19 protein-coding genes and 1 pseudogene are annotated in these 19578 nt (G+C 48.2%); 7 read left to right on the forward strand and 13 right to left on the reverse strand.

The features are described 5' to 3' along the window. The first annotated feature begins 95 nt into the window (after nucleotides 1-95). Both FJ444_RS03975 and FJ444_RS03980 read left to right on the forward strand, forming a co-directional pair. A complete protein-coding gene (locus tag FJ444_RS03975; RefSeq protein ID WP_140956632.1) occupies nucleotides 96-1112 on the forward strand; it encodes an AraC family transcriptional regulator in 1017 nt (338 codons plus the stop codon). Nucleotides 1113-1209: 97 nt separating this feature from the next. Next, nucleotides 1210-2838, forward strand: a complete 1629-nt coding sequence (locus FJ444_RS03980; protein ID WP_140956633.1) for an L-lactate permease — start codon at nucleotides 1210-1212, stop codon at nucleotides 2836-2838. A 19-nt stretch (nucleotides 2839-2857) separates the two neighbouring features. On the opposite strand, the gene FJ444_RS03985 is transcribed toward FJ444_RS03980, so the two are convergent. Both FJ444_RS03985 and FJ444_RS03990 read right to left on the reverse strand, forming a co-directional pair. After that, nucleotides 2858-3793: an alpha/beta hydrolase gene (locus tag FJ444_RS03985; protein WP_140956634.1), complete on the reverse strand. Its 936-nt coding sequence runs from the start codon at nucleotides 3791-3793 to the stop codon at nucleotides 2858-2860. A 128-nt stretch (nucleotides 3794-3921) separates the two neighbouring features. Continuing rightward, nucleotides 3922-4566: an MBL fold metallo-hydrolase gene (locus FJ444_RS03990; RefSeq protein WP_140956635.1), complete on the reverse strand. Its 645-nt coding sequence runs from the start codon at nucleotides 4564-4566 to the stop codon at nucleotides 3922-3924. Between the two features lie 117 nt (nucleotides 4567-4683). On the opposite strand from FJ444_RS03990, the gene FJ444_RS03995 reads away from it, so the two are divergent. Together FJ444_RS03995 and FJ444_RS04000 are read left to right on the forward strand one after the other, a co-directional pair. Continuing rightward, complete coding sequence (locus tag FJ444_RS03995) at nucleotides 4684-5049, forward strand: RidA family protein (protein WP_140956636.1); 366 nt, start codon at nucleotides 4684-4686, stop codon at nucleotides 5047-5049. 290 nt (nucleotides 5050-5339) lie between these two features. Next, entirely contained in the window at nucleotides 5340-6548 is a 1209-nt protein-coding gene (locus tag FJ444_RS04000; RefSeq protein ID WP_140956637.1) for an MFS transporter, read from the forward strand. A 58-nt stretch (nucleotides 6549-6606) separates the two neighbouring features. On the opposite strand, the gene arsB is transcribed toward FJ444_RS04000, so the two are convergent. The 5 genes from arsB to FJ444_RS04025 all read right to left on the reverse strand — a co-directional run bounded on the left by arsB (nucleotide 6607) and on the right by FJ444_RS04025 (nucleotide 10086). Next, the gene (gene arsB / locus FJ444_RS04005) at nucleotides 6607-7623 is read right to left on the reverse strand and encodes an ACR3 family arsenite efflux transporter (protein ID WP_140956638.1); all 1017 of its coding nucleotides are present in this window, start codon (nucleotides 7621-7623) and stop codon (nucleotides 6607-6609) included. A gap of 27 nt (nucleotides 7624-7650) precedes the next feature. Then, on the reverse strand, nucleotides 7651-8370 hold the full coding sequence (gene arsH / locus FJ444_RS04010; RefSeq protein ID WP_140956639.1) for an arsenical resistance protein ArsH: 720 nt from the start codon (nucleotides 8368-8370) through the stop codon (nucleotides 7651-7653). Further along, nucleotides 8370-8840, reverse strand: a complete 471-nt coding sequence (locus tag FJ444_RS04015; protein ID WP_140956640.1) for an arsenate reductase ArsC — start codon at nucleotides 8838-8840, stop codon at nucleotides 8370-8372. Before FJ444_RS04015 ends, arsH begins: the two co-directional genes overlap by 1 nt. 31 nt (nucleotides 8841-8871) lie before the next feature. Further along, nucleotides 8872-9204 (reverse strand): metalloregulator ArsR/SmtB family transcription factor, encoded by a 333-nt coding sequence (locus FJ444_RS04020; RefSeq protein ID WP_140956641.1) that lies wholly within the window; start codon nucleotides 9202-9204, stop codon nucleotides 8872-8874. A gap of 102 nt (nucleotides 9205-9306) precedes the next feature. Beyond that, the gene (locus FJ444_RS04025) at nucleotides 9307-10086 is read right to left on the reverse strand and encodes an SDR family oxidoreductase (protein ID WP_140956642.1); all 780 of its coding nucleotides are present in this window, start codon (nucleotides 10084-10086) and stop codon (nucleotides 9307-9309) included. 316 nt (nucleotides 10087-10402) lie between these two features. On the opposite strand from FJ444_RS04025, the pseudogene FJ444_RS21605 reads away from it, so the two are divergent. Further along, nucleotides 10403-11050, forward strand: a pseudogene (locus tag FJ444_RS21605) (DUF1194 domain-containing protein). 10 nt (nucleotides 11051-11060) lie between these two features. Here FJ444_RS21605 and FJ444_RS04040 read toward each other — a convergent pair. The 5 genes from FJ444_RS04040 to pobA all read right to left on the reverse strand — a co-directional run bounded on the left by FJ444_RS04040 (nucleotide 11061) and on the right by pobA (nucleotide 16542). Next, nucleotides 11061-11363 (reverse strand): hypothetical protein, encoded by a 303-nt coding sequence (locus FJ444_RS04040; protein WP_140956644.1) that lies wholly within the window; start codon nucleotides 11361-11363, stop codon nucleotides 11061-11063. A 4-nt stretch (nucleotides 11364-11367) separates the two neighbouring features. Continuing rightward, entirely contained in the window at nucleotides 11368-11547 is a 180-nt protein-coding gene (locus tag FJ444_RS04045; RefSeq protein ID WP_140956645.1) for a hypothetical protein, read from the reverse strand. Continuing rightward, nucleotides 11548-14103: a hypothetical protein gene (locus FJ444_RS04050; RefSeq protein ID WP_140956646.1), complete on the reverse strand. Its 2556-nt coding sequence runs from the start codon at nucleotides 14101-14103 to the stop codon at nucleotides 11548-11550. A 38-nt stretch (nucleotides 14104-14141) separates the two neighbouring features. Then, the gene (locus FJ444_RS04055) at nucleotides 14142-15152 is read right to left on the reverse strand and encodes a hypothetical protein (protein WP_140956647.1); all 1011 of its coding nucleotides are present in this window, start codon (nucleotides 15150-15152) and stop codon (nucleotides 14142-14144) included. A 178-nt stretch (nucleotides 15153-15330) separates the two neighbouring features. Beyond that, entirely contained in the window at nucleotides 15331-16542 is a 1212-nt protein-coding gene (gene pobA / locus FJ444_RS04060) for a 4-hydroxybenzoate 3-monooxygenase (protein ID WP_140956648.1), read from the reverse strand. A gap of 109 nt (nucleotides 16543-16651) precedes the next feature. Between pobA and FJ444_RS04065 the strand changes: the two genes are divergently transcribed. Then, the gene (locus FJ444_RS04065) at nucleotides 16652-17545 is read left to right on the forward strand and encodes a helix-turn-helix domain-containing protein (protein WP_140956649.1); all 894 of its coding nucleotides are present in this window, start codon (nucleotides 16652-16654) and stop codon (nucleotides 17543-17545) included. A gap of 15 nt (nucleotides 17546-17560) precedes the next feature. Here FJ444_RS04065 and FJ444_RS04070 read toward each other — a convergent pair whose 3' ends face one another. Then, nucleotides 17561-18754: a LysR family transcriptional regulator gene (locus tag FJ444_RS04070; protein ID WP_140956650.1), complete on the reverse strand. Its 1194-nt coding sequence runs from the start codon at nucleotides 18752-18754 to the stop codon at nucleotides 17561-17563. 133 nt (nucleotides 18755-18887) lie between these two features. On the opposite strand from FJ444_RS04070, the gene FJ444_RS04075 reads away from it, so the two are divergent. Continuing rightward, a complete protein-coding gene (locus tag FJ444_RS04075; RefSeq protein ID WP_140956651.1) occupies nucleotides 18888-19577 on the forward strand; it encodes a 4-carboxy-4-hydroxy-2-oxoadipate aldolase/oxaloacetate decarboxylase in 690 nt (229 codons plus the stop codon). The last annotated feature ends 1 nt before the right edge of the window (nucleotide 19578 follow it).

Below are 19578 nucleotides of genomic sequence, written 5' to 3' on the forward strand. Positions count from 1 at the left end.
TGATTGTTGTTTGGCGTGTAAAGATAAATAGGGTTTGAGGTGTTGGATAAGAAAGGGTAACGTGTGTGTACTAATACATATAAAAACAAGCCTTTATGATTCATTCTCAGCAAGGTTTCAGTGTCATTGGCAGTTGGCCGCTTGTGATAAGCCGGGCAATTAATGCCTACGGTATAGACGGTATGGCATTGTTAACTCAGGTAGGTATTGAACCTTCACAGGCTTCGTTACCGGAAGCCCGTTGTGATCTGTTGCGCTTAAACAGGCTGTGGCGTTTGGCTACCAATGTAACCGGCGATCCCGCGCTGGGATTGGCGGTTGCCCGTTTTGTGCGGCCCACCTCGTGGCATGCACTGGGCTTTGCTATTTGGGCAAGTGATACTATGCGTGATGGATTTGCCAGGCTATCGGATAACTTCCGAATGTTTGCTGATTATGGTGAACTCCATATTCAACATATTGGGGATAATGTTGAGATTGCTTTGCATCGCGATCACCATATTGCCGATTGGAGCCCGATGGAAACCGACGCATTTATTGGTACCTGTGTGCTTACTGCCAGGCACATTTACCGGCCGGATTTTCGGCCGCAGCAGGTGTGGTTGAGCCGCCCTATGCCCGACGACACCATGCCATGGCAGCGCTTGTTTAAGTGCCCGGTGTACTTTAATGCCGCCTATGATCGCATTATTTTTCCCACTGAAGCCATGCACCAGCCATTACTAACCGCCAGCCACGAGCTAGCGCTCCAAAATGATGTGCTGGTGGCTGAGTATATTGCCAGGCTGGATCGCGCGAATTTACGAGCGCGTCTGGAATCACTGTTGCTGAGTCGTCTGCCGCTGGGCAGTATTACTGTTCAGAAGGCATCTGACGAACTCGGGATAAGTTTGCGCACGCTTCAACGACGCTTAACTGAAAAGCACACTTCCTTTGGACAAATTCTGGATGAATTGCGCAAAAAGCAAGCGCATCAGTGGATGAAAGCAGGCAACTTGCCATTAAGTGAAATCAGTTATCGGCTGGGATTTCAGCACGCGGGTAATTTTACCCGCGCCTTTAAACGCTGGTTTCAACAAACGCCCCAGCAGTGGCGAAACGCAGCAGGTTAAGTGCTTATGTTGTGCTGAATCAAAGGGTAGTGCGTTCAATTTCATCGTAGTTTGCTTTACAGTATTCGTATTCATTTTGCATGGAACGCACCGGTTAATGCTTTCGCTTGTTGCAGCTTACGCGCCGCTATTGTTACTGATTTACTTAATGGTTAAACCCAATGCTATGGCTTCTGGCAAAGCCTTGCCTTTGTGTGCTGTGGTGGCTTATGTGCTGGTAATGTTTACCGGACAGTCGTCGTTATCGTTGGTAAACGCCAATGTGATCAGTGGTTTATTGCTGGCGTTAACGCCCCTGGCCATCATTGGCGGTGCAGTATTTTTATTTAAAAGTATGGAAGTTACTGGTGCATTGGATACCTTAAAAGAGGCGTTAAACGGGGTTAGTACCAACCCGGTGGCACAGTTGATGATGGTTGGCTGGTCTTTCGCCTTTTTAATAGAAGGCGCCAGTGGCTTTGGTACGCCTGCTGCTATCGCGGCTCCCATTCTCTGTGGCCTGGGTTTTTCGCCACTGCGTGTTGCGCTGTTTTGTCTGGTGCTCAATACCATCCCCGTCACCTTTGGCGCCATGGGAACGCCAGTTTGGTTTGGGTTATCGCTGTTGTCATTGCCGCAGGATGTGTTGATGTCTTCGGCCAGGTATGCCGCCATCATTAACACCCTTATTGCGCCGGTCATTGTGTTTGTTGCGCTCAGACTGGTGGTGCCAGACTGGCGGCATATTCTGCAAAACAGTGTGTTTGTTTTGCTATCTACCTGTGCCTGTACCATACCTTATGTAGCACTGAGCTTTTACGGTGTGGAATTTCCATCGTTGCTGGGCGGCTTTATTGGGTTGCTAATAACCCTGGTATTGGCGAAATTCGGAGTGGGCCTGAGCCGTCAGTTTACCAACGAAAGTCTCCCTGCAACACAACAGCAGGGCGATGCGCCATCTTTAGGTACATTGGTAAAAGCGGCGTTCCCTCTGTGGGGCACGGTAGTGCTGTTGGTACTTACGCGATTGCCGGAACTCGGGCTTAAAGCGTTATTACAGGCCACTGAACCCAGTGTATCAATATCGTTGGGCTTTTTGGGCCAGCTTACGATGAGTGCCAGTTTGGTTGTCACGCTGAGCGGTATTTTAGATACCGCCACCCAATGGCGTTTCAGCACACTGTATGTACCGTCTATTTTGCCATTTGTGTTAGTTGCCATGGCGAGTGTTTACAGTTTTGGAGCGGGCCAGTTTGCGGAGCGTTGCGCCAGTATTACTACGCAAACAGCGTCGCGCATGAAAAACCCGTTGTTTGCGTTATTGGGTGCACTGATTTTTGTGAATATGATGATGCTGGGAGGAGAGCAATCTGCGGTGGCCAGAATTGGCCAGCACCTGGCAGGGATCGCGGGTAACCAATGGGCGTTTTTTGCGCCGGTGCTTGGTGCGCTGGGGTCCTTTTTCTCCGGCTCTGCCACTATTTCCAATCTTACCTTTGGCGGTATTCAGTATGCCATTGCTGAGCAGCTTTCTTTGCCGCTGGCAGTAACGTTGGCACTTCAGAGTGTGGGTGCCGCAATGGGGAATATGGTGTGTATTAATAATATAGTGGCGGTGACGGCCATTCTGGGATTGCATAACCAGGACGGGGTTATTCTCAAACGCACCGCCCTGGTGTTGTTGGTGTATGCAATACTAGCGGGGATGTTAGGTAAGATACTCATTACCGTACCCGCTATTTGGTAAACTTCTATGCGAATTGGTATTACAGTTTGTGAGTAGCAAGCCAGGCAATAAACTGGTCCATCATGCCTGCACTGGTGGTACCGGGGCGGCCAACGCCAAACCCGTGCTCTCCTTTTTCGTAAGCATGTAGTTCCACGGGGATCCCTTTTGCTTGCCACGCGCCCACAATACCAAAGCCCATTTTTCCGAACAGGCCATCGTCCAGGGCCAGTGCCGCAAACATGGGTGGTGCATTGGCCGGAACGTCAATTGCGTTCATCGGGCCGTAAATATAGCCCAGAAAGGCCGGCCGCTCGCTGGCCTCAGCTACTGAAGCACTTAGAGTTGTCATCGCGCCAGCTGAAAAGCCGATAAAGCCTACTTTTTGCGGATCAACGCCGTACGCATTGGCATGCTGCTTTACGTAGCGAAGGGCTGCCAGCGCATCATTTGGTGCCTGCGGAACAAAAATATCGGGTTCTTCACCGCGTGCTTTAGCACCGAATACGTCACCAACTACTTTCTGGTAGCCGGGAATATCGGTAGGGGTGGCATTAAGCGTATAAGTAAGCACAAAAGCGGCAATACCTTTTTCATTCAGTACTTTGGCCACGTCCATGCCTTCAGTTTGAACGGCAAGTGATAAAAATGCGCCACCCGGTGCAACGATCACTGCTGTGCCTGTTGCTTTATCTGGCTCAGGCAGAAACGCATAGAGCGATGGGTTGGTAACATTGCGAATAAAGTATTGCTCACTGGTGAAGCCGCCGGGTAGGGTTAATTTCAGGTGCCCCCATTGTTCCTTGTCATTAGCTTGCATGGCCGAATTGTCAGGATACAGGCGAACGGGGGTGCCTAAAAATGCCTCGGGCTCAATGTTTTTCATGGTAATGCCAGCAGGTTGCTGGGCTTGTGTGTGTGTTGAAGCCAGGACACTGAGTCCGGCCAGCAGGGCATAGCGAAGCCACGTTTTCATCTGGTTAACCTAGTCATTGTTATTGTGTTAGGAAAACCAGATGGTGGCGCAGCCAATCAGGTGAATCAAATAGTTATTTTTTTGTTAACTATTGGATATTTCTATACATGCTGACGTGCGCCAGCACATTAACCAAATTTGCTATCAGCTACAAACGGATTGGTTTTACGCTCTTTACCTATGGTGGTTGTAGGACCATGGCCCGGATACACTTTCATGTCGTCGGGCAGAGTAAAAAGCTTAGTGCGAATAGCGTTTAGCAATTGCTCGTGATTGCCCTGTGGGAAATCAGTGCGGCCAATTGAGCCAGCGAACAGAATGTCGCCCACAATAACCTGACTGCTGGCGCGTTCAACCAGTGCTACGTGACCTGGCGTGTGGCCGGGGCAGTGCAATACATCAATCGTTAAATTGCCCACAGCAATGGTATCGCCGTCGTTTAACCATTGATCGGGGTTAAAGGGGGTGGCAGGCGGAAATCCAAACATCTGACTTTGCCGCATTAATCCATCTAACCAGAATTTATCGCCGGTATGTGGGCCCACAATAGGGGCCGAATAAGCTTTGGCCACAGCCAGCGTGCCGCCCACATGGTCTAAATGCCCATGCGTAAGGATGATCTTGGTGATCGTTACCCCATGGCTGGACACTGCCCGTTGAATTTTCTCCACGTCGCCGCCCGGATCTACCAGCGCGCCTTCCATGGTGGCAGGGTCCCAGATGAGTGAACAATTTTGCGCAAAAGGAGTAACAGGGATAACTACAACATTCATGGTAAATTTATTTTCTGGCCTTAATAAGGTAACTATACCAAGCCATAGCCACTGATGTCGATGCAACCTTGGTTGCTTGACGGTATACTGCGCGTTCGCAATGAAAAAAGGACAATCATGAAAATTCATCGTATTAATCCCACGCGCCGTTGGTCAGACATTACCGTGTTTAACGGGATTGCCAACTTTGTTGAAGTGCCCGAATGCGAAGGGGTAACCGATATTGAAGGGCAGGTTGCTCAGGTATTCAAACAAGCAGAATCCATGCTAGCGTTAATTGGTAGCAACAAGAGCCGTATTCTTACGGTAACCATATACATTACCGACTTCGCTAATGTGGATCGCCTTAACGCAGTATGGGACAGTTGGTTTGACGAAGGCACAGCACCGAGCCGGGCTTGTGTAAAAGTGGAATTGGCCGATCCGGAGTGGCTGGTAGAAATGGCCTTCACTGCAGCGGCAGGCGAAGACTATCAGCCCTAGCGCTAAGCATTTACGTTAAATCTCCGTATAGCGCGACAATTTGGCTTTCTACTTCGGTTGGATGTCGCGTATAATGTGCCAATATTGCTGTAATGCAGCATTACATATTTACACAACATAACAACACATCGGCGGCGCGAATCTTTCAACCTACAACGCTAAGTGCCTGCCGACTTATCCAGCCGGACTGCTGGTTTCCCTACAAGGTTTTGTTTCTGCTCTGGTTATGCTAACTGCAACATAACTCGGAGTGATGTTCTATTGATTACTGACCAATATTAAGAGGTTTCATGTCTGTGACTGCACCACAACAGTCTGCTAAGTCATCTGTGTTCTGGCCCATTTTTATTATGGCTATGGGCACCTTTATACTCGGGTTAACTGAGTTCGCGTCTATGTCGATGCTGCCACTCATTGCGGCGTCGTTTAATGTCACACCGTCTGAAGCGGGTTATGTGATCAGTGGTTATGCCATTGGTGTGGTGATTGGTGCACCACTGTTTATGTTGCTTACTAACAAAATAAACCGTCGTACTGCGCTGATGCTATTTACCGGCATGATGTGCGTGGCAAATGGCTTAAGCGCTATTGCAACATCGCTGCCTGAAATGGTGTTTTATCGCGTGTTGTCGGGGTTGCCTCATGGCGCATATTTCGCAACATCGTTGCTGGTTGCGGCCAGTATGGCACCCATGGGTAAACGCGCCAGCTATATGTCGTTTGTGTTTTCAGGTTTAACCATTGCTACCATTGTGGGTGTACCAATGGCTACGCTGGTGGGGCAATATGTGAGCTGGCGCTTGTGTATGGCCATTGTTGCCGTACTGGCGCTTATTGCCACTGTACTGGTTTATAAACTGGTGCCAAGCAGCCCGGTTACGCAGCCTACCAGCCTGAAAGACGAATTTGGTGTATTGAAAAACAAACTGGTATGGTCAATTTCAGGGATCATTTTTATTGGCTTTGGCGGGGTATTTTGTATTTATACTTATCTGGCCGACACCATTCTGGTGGTAACTGAAGCGCCGGAATATACCATTTCCATTGCCATGATGATGTTTGGTATTGGTACTACCATTGGAAACTGGGTATGTGGAAAGCTGGCCGATAAGTCACCGGTAAGTACCACGGGTATTGCATTGTTGTGCAGTGTTAGTATTGCCATTTTATATGTGCAGGCTTCATACAACATCTGGTTGCTATACGTGGCAGTGTTTTGTTTGGGGGCCAGCGTGGGTCTTGCCGCGGTGATCCAGTCTATGCTACTGGAAGTGTCGCCAACCGGGCATGCCATGATTGGTGCGTTAGTTCAGTGTGCATTTAATACTGCCAATGCGATTGGCCCTTGGGTTGGCGGTACGTTGCTGGCAAGTGGTGCTACTTTCAATCAAACCGGTTATGCCTCTGCAATACTGTTTTTCGGCGGCTTCTTAATGTGGGCCCTTAGCTGCCTGTTCATGCGCCAAAGCAATATTCAATTTGTGAAAGCGCCTGCGTAAGTCGGCCATCCGCTAGTGATGCTGCATTGCCTGGCGCAATAACGCCAGGCGCCTGCTTTTAATCAAACCAACTGCGTGTGCGGTTGGCAAACCACACTAGCGAAAGCATAACGGGCACTTCTACCAGCACGCCAACTACAGTGGCCAGCGCTGCACCTGAATGCAATCCGAACAATGAAATCGCTACCGCGACAGCCAGCTCAAAGAAATTTGAGGTACCAATCATACAAGCCGGTGCGGCAATGTTGTGAGGCAGTTTCATTTGTTTGGCAATAAAATAGGCCAGTGCAAAGATGCCATAGGTTTGAATCAGTAATGGAATGGCAATCAGTATAATGGCCTGTGGTTTAGCCAGGATCGTATCAGACTGAAAACCAAACAGCAGCACCACAGTAGCCAGCAATCCAACGATAGACCAGGGTTTCATGGTGGCGAGAAAACGATTCAATCCTGTGTGGTCGTTGGCTCTGTCCAGTTTACTGCGAACCAGTGCCCCCGCGACTAATGGAATCAGTACGTACAACACTACCGACAGCAGCAGCGTGTCCCACGGCACGGTAATGTCGGTAACGCCCAGCAATAATCCGGCGATAGGGGCGAAGGCGAATATCATAATGATATCGTTAATGGAAACCTGAACCAGTGTGTAATTTGCGTCGCCTTTGGTTAGCTGACTCCATACAAACACCATGGCGGTGCAGGGGGCCACACCCAATAAAATCATCCCGGCGATGTATTCAGTGGCAGTGGTTGGGTCCACCCAGTCGGCGAAGATGCCTTTGAAAAACAGCCAGCCTAGCAACGCCATGGTAAAAGGTTTAATCAGCCAGTTGATGACCAGCGTTAATATAAGGCCTTTGGGTTTCTTGCCCACGTCTTTCAGAGAGGTAAAGTCGATTTGTACCATCATAGGAAAGATCATGATCCAAATCAGTACGGCAATAACCAGGTTAACCTGAGCATATTCCCACGCAGCAACCATCGAAAATAATCCGGGCGCTACAGCACCCGCTGCGATACCGGCCAGAATGGCCAATCCTACCCATACGGTGAGATAACGTTCAAATAATCCCATTGTGTTTTTCCTGTTGATTGGTGCGGGTTAAATACTTCGTTGATTTACGCGCTGACTGACTTGTTCGGCGGTCTCAACGCGTTCAGAGTAGCGGTCTACGAAGTAATCTTTATTGTTGCGCAGTAGCAGCGTGAATTTCATCAGCTCTTCCATTACATCTACGATGCGGTTGTAGTAGGGCGAGGGCTGCATGCGGTCGTTGTCGTCAAATTCCATGAAGGCTTTGGCTACCGACGACTGATTTGGGATGGTAACCATGCGCATCCATCGGCCTAACACACGAAGTTGATTAACAACATTAAACGATTGTGAACCGCCACAAACCTGCATTACCGCCAACGTTTTACCCTGCGTAGGACGCACACCGCCAAGGCTTAATGGCACCCAGTCTATTTGACTTTTGAATATGCTGGTCATCGCACCGTGGCGCTCTGGCGAGCACCACACCTGGCCTTCCGACCACACCATCAGCTCCCGTAACTCGGTAACTTTGGGGTGATTGTCTTCGCCTGAATCAGGTTGTGGAAGGCCCGTGGGATTAAAGATTTTTACTTCAGCTCCCATTGCCGCGAGTAGCCGTGCCGATTCTTCCACTACCAGTCGACTGAATGAGCGTGCGCGCAACGAGCCATACAACAACAGTATTCGCGGCGGATGAGAAAGTGCTGTGCCAGCCAGCTTGGTGGGGTCTGGTACCTGAAACTGAGATACATCCAGGTTGGGCAAATCGTGCGTGTTGCTGCTCATTAGTGTGCCCCTAATTTTGCTAATGATGCACGCAAACTCTCTGGTGTGAACGGCTTCTCTGCAATGGATGCCAGGTCTTTTACCCGCGCGGCAATTTGCGCAATAGTTGCCCTGAACGCATCGGCAATTACGTCTTCACTGCCGGTAAGTTTGGAGGGATCACTCAAACCCCAATGTACTTTTACTGATTTGCCAAACCATACCGGGCAGGTTTCTCCTGCGGCCGAGTCACATACCGTTACCACAAGGTCAGGTTCGAATGCCTCAAATTCGTCCCACGACTGACTTTGCAAGCCTTGTGTTGAAATACATGCTTCAGTCAGGTACTTGAGCGACAACGGATGCACTTCTCCAACAGGCTGACTTCCAGCACTTTTGGCCGTGATCACGCTGTTGGCAAAGTGATTGGTTATGGCTTCAGACAAAATACTTCTGCAACGATTGTGAGTGCAAATATACAAAACTTTCATGGGGGCCTCTGATAGTGAGATGCGATAAGGTTTAGCAACATCCATTTTGTTGCTGGCAACACCGAATGCGATTCAGTGCAGTATGAATATAAGCTTGATTGTGGGTGAGGGTTTCCTGCAGTACCGCCTTTGACCATTGGGGTAACGCGGGGTGCAAACGGTAGTACACCCATTTGCCCCGACGCTCATCCTGCAACAATCCGCATTTTCGCAATTCGGCAAGGTGGCGTGAAATTTTCGGCTGGTCTAATGCCAACGCTTCTATTAGATCGCATACGCAGGCTTCATTAACACAAGTGAGCAATAGCAGTGTCTTCAGACGGGTGTCTTCAGCCATGCACTTATAAAAAGAGAGAGGATCCATAAAACACATACGATATTTCACATATGTGAAATATCGTATATGTTGAATAATAAGTCAACCTGAGAATAGAGCAGGTTGAATGAATAAAATGGCAATCTAACGTTAGAATGCGCTTGGGTTTAACCCACCGTCTAACAAGATGTTTTGTCCGGTGATGTAGCCTGCATATTGGCTACATAGAAACGCGCAGGTATTACCAAATTCGTCTGGCACGCCAAATCGGTGAGCCGGTATTTTGCCAGCGAGTTCAGCTGCAACGGTATCGCGATCGTGCCCGGTGCGCGCCATACCAGCGTTGAATACACCTTCGAGCCGGTCGGTAGCAAAATATCCCGGCAGGATGTTGTTGATCGTTACATTTTTATCAGCCACCGTGCGGGCAATGCCAGCCAGGAATGCGGTTAGTCCGGCTCGTGCGCCACTGGATAAATCCAGGCCGGCAACGGGCATTTTAACTGTCATCGACGTAATATTCACGATGCGGCCAAAGCCTTTTTGGGCCATGGGATCCAGGACTCGTTGAATGAGGCTGATCGGTGTAAGCATATTCATATTCAAGCCTTCCACCATTGCCTCTTTATTTAACTGGCGGAAATCTTTTAGCGGTGGTCCGGCATTGTTGTTAACCAAAATATCCGGCTCCGGACACGCAGCTAGTAATGCTTGCTGACCCGCTTCGGTGCTTACGTCAGCCGCCACGGGGATCACCTTCACACCTGTCGATTCTTCGATGTCTTTTGCTACCGCAATCAAACGCTGTTCATCTAAGCCATTGATTACCAGATTTACGCCAGCTTCAGCCAGGGCTTGTGCGCAGGCACGACCCAGCCCTCGGCTTGAGGCACACACTATTGCGTGCTTTCCTTTAATTCCTAAATCCATGCTTTGCTCCGTTACACAGGTCTTGTTTGCATGTTACTGATTATTTGCGTGAATAGCAGTACCAGGTTGCATAAAATCGAATGAATAGTGTTTTTATATTAGGTTGTCTATATATTTTACACTTCATATGTATGTGAGGTTCTCGTTCTTTATATTTATATGAAATTCAGGGGTAATACCATTTTGGTGCGCGAATTGCCCTTGAATTAATATAGGTAAATGATTTCATTTTCTTATATAAATTTCAAAATCGATTTACCTCAAGGATAGAAACATGAACTTCAAGAAACTTGGATTCGCTTTAGCTGGAATGCTGATGTACGGTGCGGCTTCTCATGCCAATGCTGCATCTGTAAACGGTATCGCTGTTAACGTTGTATTTTTTGCATCAAACTTTTATACCACTACATTGGATGCGTTTACGATTCTTACAGATGTTGCGGAAGCTAACGCCTTTGCCGATTTGTTAGACAACTTTGCTCGCCAGGGTAGCGGTGGCACTGCTATTTTTACCGGTATTAATCGAGCGGTTGATTTGCTATTAAACAACGGTTTGGATGCAACGATTGGCACTGTTATTGATGTATCTGGTGACGGCACGTCTTCTTCGTCTACTACTGCTGCTTCTCGTGACAATGCGGTAGCGTAGGGCTTTACCATTAATGGTTTGCCAATCGGTGATAAATCGATTGCAACCTTTTACAACGACTATGTCATTGGTGGTCCGGGCGCTTTTGTTCAGCCAGCCAGTTCATTTGCTGATTTTGTAACAGCGGTTATCAATAAAATCTCTGCTGAAACGTCAGCGGTAACTCCGCCATCCACGGCATCCGCACCAGGTGCGCTAAGCCTTTTACATGCCTCTGGTGCATTTATGTTATTGCGTCTGAAAAACGTAAGTAAGGTCTTAATATTCAGGAGTAAATGGCTGATAAGCGCCCGACACCGGGCGCTTTTTTTATAATCTGGTTTATTCAGCTTTTGACATTATTGGTAGTCAACAATGACAGCATGAGCTTGCGCTCTTCCGGCGTCAGTGAATTCAGTATCTTTTCAACGTTTGCCTGATATCGCGCAAGTGTCACTTTGTCGCCTGCAATGGCTGCATCCAGAGTCTGCTCGTATTTTTGTAACAGGGCGTTGACCTTTTGCGTGTTTTCCACGTTTTTCACGTGCGCAGAGTAGGCCAGATACATAGCACCACAAAGTCCGATAAACGTGGTGATATCAAATTTGAACGAAATACGGCTTGTTTGTTTTTGTTCGTTATCCTGCATTGCGCTACTCCATGGTTAAAGACAGTTTAAGTTTTAATATTTCAAATTGACGAATTACATCGCTCAGGGCCTGTTGTTGCTGGTCGAAGAAATAGTGTGTCGCGAAGAAAACCGCCAACATCATGATGATGACGGAGAGGTTTTCTGCGAACCATTGTTTAGTAAAGTGTTGTAGCTTGTTCACTTATATTCTCGCTTTGCAGTTGGGCAGTTCTTTATAGTCAACAAAGTTGGATTGGATTGAGTCGGTAATCATTAGGGCGTCTATGTCGCCAATGACAAAGCACCGGTAACGGTTGGCCTGACCTAGCTGAAGTAATATCAGGTTGCGGTAGCCTTGTGATTGAATGGATTTTAACAGGGTGACTAAACCGCCCTGAGTATTGAGGTAATCCGACATGTTTCGTTCAATTTTTGTTACCAGTGACTCCTTGGCTAAATCGCCATTTGCCAGTTTAATCCAATAGTCCGGACTGTTTGCATTTTCAATAAATTCGGAAGCAAGAGACTGCCAGTCTGGCCGGTAAAAATATTTCTGTTCGGCCAGCAGACCAAAGTCAGTATCCTGCATGAAATTCGGCATTTTTACCTCGGACACTTTATCGCCTTTAAGGTAAATCCCCAGGTACGCACCTACATTTAAATCCTGCTTTAACACAGTTATGTTGGCATCAAATGGTTTGATGATTTCACCGCTTCCGAGTTTTTCAGGCAAAAACGACAACAAGTCGTAAAAGATATTGTCGAAAGTGCGCAGCGGCGAGGGCGCTGTCGTCTGGGCGCTGATGGTTTCGCCTTCGTTAGTCGATTGTTCTGTATTGGCGAGCATGGCACGACGCACCTCATGAACAACGCCAACCTGGCGATACTGGCTGTAGAGTCCGGACTCTATATCCAGCATATACCCGAAGGTTGATGTAAGCAGGTTGTCATACAGATTGTCCTGGCTGACCTGTTGGGCGAATCGGGTGGTGATGTTGTGATAAGCGTTGGATTGCATTAAGGCCGATACGGTTGGGGTGACCAACAGAACAACGGCCGCAAGTAAAGCGCCGCCAAAATACACCTTACTTCGAGGCCATAAATAATTGCCAATTTTGAAAAATAGCAGAAATACCGCAAGCAGACTGGCAAAGATACTGGCAGGGGGAATAACGGCCAGTTTTACAGCGTCACGACCCAATTGAAACATACTGCCGCCGGGCGAAAAGGCGGTGGTTGCCGCGGTAGATGTGATCATTTTAATGAATGAAATATTGTCCTGGCTGTCCAGCCAAATTGCTTTATAACGACTTTCCGCAATACTGGGCGTGAACGCAGGAAGATAATAGGGGCCCAATGCTTCCCGAGCCGCGCTGGCGACAATTGCATGTGAAGCAAAGGCGGGTTTAGATAGACCCGGCTCAGGCATTTTATAGCTGGCTGCTTGCAGGTATTTATTCCACTCTGCGGCGGCTAAACCCTGATATTTAGCGGCAATGGCATCAATAAGAGGCTGCATATCCGTTGTTTTCCAACCGACAGGCAAGGTAATACCCTGACCGGCGATATAGTCACGCAAGTGACTCATCATCAAATCAGATTGCTGGTATTGTTCATACGTCATTTCTTCTGGAATACCATATACTTCCTGTAAATAGCGCAAGCGGCCACGTTTAAAAATGGCGGCCAGGTTGTATTTTGATTTTACAAGCTTATTGAAAATAACGTCTTCTGCCTGAAGTGAAATGCCGAAGGATTCACCGCTTTCAAACTTTAGGGTTGTAAGGTAGCGAGCAAAATTCCTTTTAGCTTGCTCTTCGCAGGCTGTGTTACATCGCGAACTGAGTGCCTGGTCACGGTAGTTCCGGTATTGATCGCGAATATTCTCATTTGTGGTGTAGTCTTCCCTGAAATCTCCGGCTTCTAGTAGCTGAACGGCGTAGCGTTCCCAGCGCGAGTTAATATGCTTATTGGCGTTATTGAGCAGAGTTAACCGCTCTTGTTCGCGCGCGTAATGATCGTTTTCCTTGCGAAATGCCTCCAGATAAGCGCGGGATGCTGATTCATACAATTGCCACTGGGCTTCATACTGCTGATCAAAACGACGAATTCTGGGGAGCGCCTCGGCAATAAAATCATCTTCCTGCTTGTTCAGCAGAAAGGTATTGGCCATGTTGTCAATGTTGTTTCCGATCAACGTGTTGAAGCCATTGGAGAAAAACGCCAGTGACGGAATGAGCGCGACCATTAAATCCCTGCGATCAGGGTCCGCTACTATGTGGTCAAATTCCGGAAATCCTTCAATGCTCACGGCTTTTGCGAGGTAAGCTTCTTTATATACGATTGCGCGCACAGCACTGAGTTTGGCATCACTGGACTGTGAGTCGACAACACCATCAATCAATACCCTAATGGACGGAATGATCAGCGCCCAAATTGCCAAAAAGGTCAGGGGGCGCAACAACCACTTTCCCCTGGCACTGATAACCGGCCGAATGTGACTTTCTGATTGGGTAACACCGAAGAATCGAATCGGAATGAGTGTGACCGCAAACAACGCCAGACCAAAGCCCGACAAGGTTCTGCCAAACAATTCCAGGCGCTCGGCTGCAATATGGTATTCACCCAGTACCAGCTCGAATGGCTGGGCATACATGTCGATCAGTAAAATATTCAGCGAAATTTCGAGGCTGACATAAATGGCAAATAATACCAGTATGGCAAGTATCTTCAGGTGTACAGTAACTACGTGTTTCATACTGTGTCCTTTGCTCTGTCCTTGATAAAGTGAAGTCGTTAACGTTGTGAAGTGGGTATTGTCATAATGACTTTATTTTTAATCTGGCGTTGTTCACCATCGCTGACCCGTTTCCGACACAACGCGGCGTTTTGGCTGTTGCCCGCTGCACAGGGGTCTTGTTGTCGTTTTTGGAAATAGGCTGTGTATTCAACGATATCGCCACCAACCGTCATGTATTTATCTGACGGCAGTAGTACTTGTTGTTTGTCTAATGCAGTAAAATCAGCGTCTGGCGGTAGTACTTCTACCGCTTCTTCTGCTGTGTACCGCGATTGAACAGGGCGAGCAGAAACGGAATTGATAAAATCGCGAAGCTCACTACAGGCAAGTAGCACCCGCTCGTCGACCACGGTGCCTACCGCCGATTTTTTGGTATCGATAAGTTCTCTTAATCTTGCCTCTGACGATGCGACGCTGGCGTTAATTTGGGTATTTGAATTGCGAGATATCCCCTTAACCTTAACGCCCGGGAGTAATCGCTTAACTTGCGAAATCAGGTCTTTTTGATCGTCCGGCGATGTCTGGGGTGAAGGGCGAATAAATACAGTGTCATTCGGCGCCAGCTTGCCAGATAAACCCATGGCAAACAGTGACACAGACACACCGGTTGGCCGGGTGTGGCTGAAAGACAGATCGGTATCGACTATCTGCCATTGTTGGTCAATTTTATCGAGATCAGCATAATAGCCCGCATACAACTCAGCATGAGATGACAAGTACACGGGCAGTGAGAGTGAGGTAAAGCGGTAATACAATGGGGTGCCGCAACTGCTGCCGTTCACAGGCAAGATATCGCCGGATTCGGCAATCACTAAATTTCGTTTCATCAGTGCTTGCTGTAATGAAGTGTGGGATGCCAGGCGGCTTGCATGTGCCGGCAGACGGGCTTTAACCTCAAAAATATCATCATAGATGGGAGGGCGTTTATCAGTTGCGCCACAGCCACTTAATACTGTTGCTACCACTGTCGCCGCAAGTAAAGTCATTCTGCGAGAAGCAAAAAACATCGACCATTCCTTGTCTGTGTACTACTCATTTTTTTAACAATAACAGATGATTATAATTTTGCTAAGAAATAATTCTACGGAGTTGACTTTCTGCAAAGCACGGAAAATCTGTAAGATAGGAAAAAGCGCGTATTGGTTGGGTCAATACGCGCCAGGGCACATTGTTACAAAAAGGGTATTACTCAATGCTCTCGTAAGGCATACCTACGTACTGAGTAGCTATTACCTGCCGTCCTTCACGGTGGTTCAGGAAGAAATCCAGTTCAGATGACATAAAGTGGTCGAATGTCGCCTTTTTCATACCGCCTACTTCCTGCTCATCGAAATCGTGCAGCATGTTACTCATCCACCAGGAGAAACGCTCGCCGTGCCATACCCGGCGAAGGGCGATTTCGGAGTAGCGGGTTAATACAGATTTATCGTTTTCACGGTAAGCTTTACACAGTAACTGGTACAGGGCTGCTACGTCTGAAGCAGCCAGGTTTAGTCCTTTAGCACCTGTTGGCGGTACAATGTGGGCGGCATCACCTACCAGGAACAGATTACCCCATTGCATAGGTTCGCATACAAAGCTGCGAAGCGGTGCAATACTCTTTTCGATACTGGGGCCGGTTACCAATCGCGCCGCCGCTTCTTCAGGCAGGCGTTTTTTCAGTTCATCCCAGAAGCGTTCGTCAGACCAGTCTTCCACTTTGTGATCCAGCGGTACTTGCAAATAGTAACGAGAGCGGGTTTCTGAGCGCATACTTGCCAGCGCAAAACCGCGTTTCGTTTTGCAATAAATCAGCTCGTCGCTAACTGGCGGCGTGTCACTTAGTAAACCTAACCATCCAAACGGATACACGCGCTCGTGCTCAGTGCGCTTTTCGGCTGGAATGGTTTTGCGGGAAATGCCGTGGAAGCCGTCACAGCCTACAACAACATCGCAGTCTAAACGGTAATTTTCACCGTTATTAAAAAAGGTAACGTATGGCGAATCGGTTGTAACATCGTGAATAGCAGCATCCGACGATTCGTAATAGGTCGTTAAGCCGCCTTCAGCACGCGCTTCCATCATATCGCGGGTGATTTCTGTCTGGCCATAACACATTACTGTTTTGCCGCCGGTGAGTTCTTTCAGATTGATATTGAACAGTTCGCCGTAATAAGAAATGTCAAAGCCATCGTGTACCTGGCCTTCGCGATCCATGCGCTCACTCACACCAGCTTCACGCACCAGGTCCACAAAGCCCTGTTCTAAAATGCCGGCACGGATACGACCTAGTACGTAGTCGCCCGTTACGCGCTCAACAATAATGTTGTCGATACCTTGTTTAGCCAGCAACTGGCCCAGTAACAACCCGGAAGGGCCTGCGCCAATAATGGCAACCTTCGTGCGAATGGTATTCATAGTTTGCTCCTGCTTAAGTTTGTGTGTTCATAGTGCACGTCGCAGGCTCAATTGGTAATTCACATTTCAGGCAAATTATTGTACTTTTTAATCATGTTAAGTTTTTGTGATGGCGTATATGATGAGTCAGGATGCGATCCCATTTTATCACTTATACGGTGAAACCTTTTTGCAGTGGGAGCCGGGAAGTGTTCATCTGGAAAGTATTGTGTCGCGCAGCCGTATGCTGGGGTGGGAGATTAAGCCACATCGCCATCATAAACTTGCACAAATCATTTGTGTGTTTGGCAATGGCTGGCACATTGAACTGGACGATGCGCGCTATTTTCTCAATGGAAACTGGCTCGTGATGATCCCGCCAGGTGTGGTGCATGGCTTTCAGTTTGAACCCGACACGCAAGGCTTCGTGTTGTCGATAAACAGTGATTTTTTAGCTGAATTATCGGCGTCAGGTGAAGTGCCAACCGCAAATGATGCTTTATGGGCGCCTCAGCCGGTAGAATTTTCTGACGAGCGATATATTGAACAATTCCGGCAAGTATTATTGTCGCTTGACGATGAGATTCAGCATGCGGAGGCAGACTCGCGTGCGGCAATCAGTAATTTACTGCAATTGCTGTTTATTAATGTGCGCCGTCAACAACGATTAACCTCGTTACACAGTGAGAGTAGTTCCAGGGAAACTAAAATTCTGGTGAAGTTCCGGGCGTTAATCGATGCACAATATCAGCAACACAATAGCGTAAAAGATTATGCCGATCAGCTGTTTATCTCTGTTTCCACGCTCTCCAGAATGTGCCAGACTGTACTGAAAACCAGCCCAAAGCAGGTTATTCGACAGCGTGTGATGAATGAAAGTAAGCGACGGTTAATTTATACCCGTCAGAGCATCGACGACATTGCGTTTACCCTGGGCTATAAAGACGTAGGGTATTTTTGTCGTCAGTTTAAAAAACAAACCGGTTTGACCGTAGGTGAATACCGTAAGCAGCATGCGGTGTGAGCTTGCAAATTGGTATTACCTGGCTATCTGCGTGAGCAATTCGATAAATCTGGCCTGTACAGGCGTGGGCTTCCAGTGTTTGCGAAGGGTGTAGCCTATTTCCCGCTTACTGTCGGGCAGCGGTTGGGCGCTGATCGCCAGCAAGCCGGATTTAACTTCTACCGCAACCTGGCGGGCGGGTAATAACGTAATGCGATCGCTGTTTAATAGCAATCCTCGGACTGCAACCAGGGAACTGCATTCCACCACGTCCTGAGGGGGCGTTAACCCACGTGCTTCAAAAAACTGACTGAATACGGCACGCGTGGGTGTGCCTTGCCTGGGAGCAATCCATTGATACTGGGTCAGGTCGGTTTGGGTAACGGGCTGGGTAAACAGGTCGGTGGCAGGGTGCCCCACTCTGGCTACTACACTCAGACTGTCATCAAACAACTTACATTGCTCAATGTCATGGCTGGGAGATGCCGTTCGCAATGCTCCCACAATGATATCTAACTGACCATGTAACAAGGTATTAAGCTGTTCTTCGTAGGGGCCGTCAATAATGCTCACTTTGGCATCCGGAAATTCCTGCAACAGTGCGGTTACTGTATCAGGCACTATCGCCGTTCTGGCGAGGGGCAGACTGCCAATTGTTACGCTACCCGAACGTTGGCCTTTGAGCCGCTTCACTTCATCTTCACCCTGATGGATTTCGGCAAAAAACAGGCTGGCAAATTTGCTCAATTGCCTGGCTCGCCACGTAGGTTCAACGCCGGTGGGCACACGGTTAAACAGCCGCTGCTCCGACAGATGCTCCAGATCCTTGATGGTTTTACCCAACGTAGGTTGAGTGAGTGATAATCGAACTGCAGCAGCAGTGTAGTTTTGCAGTTCAACAATGGTGTTCAAGGCGGTTAATTGCCGAATTGTTACGTTGCGCAGGAATGCCATGCGCTTGGTTTTGTCGGTGTCGAACAGGGCTTGTGAGGCGGTTTCCAAATAACAGAATGCACGTTTAACCCGCTCTAAAAACAGTTCGCCTGACGCCGTTGTGAACATGCCTGAGTTAGAGCGTTCAAATAACTGGGAATCTAGCTGGTCTTCAAGCTTATTAATAGCCTGTGTAAGCGCTGATTGCGACAAATGTATCTGTTTGGACGCCTGGGTAACGGTGCCGCATTCCTTTATTTCTAAAGCACTGAGTAAGTGCCGTATGTTCAGTTGCACGTCGCGATTCCTTTATTCGTTATTAAAGTCATTATAGAAAAAATTAATAGTGAATTGCACTATTCTAACATTCTTTTTTAGCTGTGCTGTCGCATACTAAATCCATAACGAAATGAATGCAGGATTATTTACCATGGCAATTTGTGTAACAGGCTGTCCAAGACCGTCAGCGTCTACCATTGAACATTATCAGGGGGCAGAGGTTGCTACTGTGCATGAAGCGCAGGGGCGCAAGGGATTATTAGACAAAGCCATGCGGCCAATCTACCGCCCGGCTGCAATAGCAGGTCCAGCGGTAACGTGCCAGGTTGCACCAGGTGATAACTGGATGATTCACGTAGCGGTTGAGCAGTGCCAGCCCGGTGATGTGCTGGTAGTTACCCCAACCAGTCCGTGTGATGACGGCTTTTTTGGTGATTTGCTGGCCACGTCACTGAAAGCGCGCGGTGTAAAAGGTTTGATTATCAATGGCGGCGTGCGGGATATCGCTACCCTTACCGAAATGGAATTTCCTGTGTGGTCTCGCGCAGTATTTGCGCAAGGTACAGTGAAAGAAACCATTGCCAGTGTTAACGTACCTGTGGTGTGTGCTGGTGCGCTAATCAATCCGGGTGACATTGTGGTTGCCGACGACGATGGTGTAGTGGTGGTTGCTCGGGAAGAAGCCGATGCCGTACACGAAAAAGTACTGGCGCGCGTGGCTAACGAAGACAGCAAGCGTGTGCGTTTAGCGGCGGGTGAACTGGGCCTGGACATTTACAACATGCGAGAGCGCCTGGCAGAAAAAGGCTTGCGCTACGTTAAATACGGTGAGGAAAACTAGT

This window comes from Aestuariibacter sp. GS-14 (assembly GCF_006494365.1).
GTDB lineage: Bacteria > Pseudomonadota > Gammaproteobacteria > Enterobacterales > Alteromonadaceae > Alteromonas > Alteromonas mangrovi.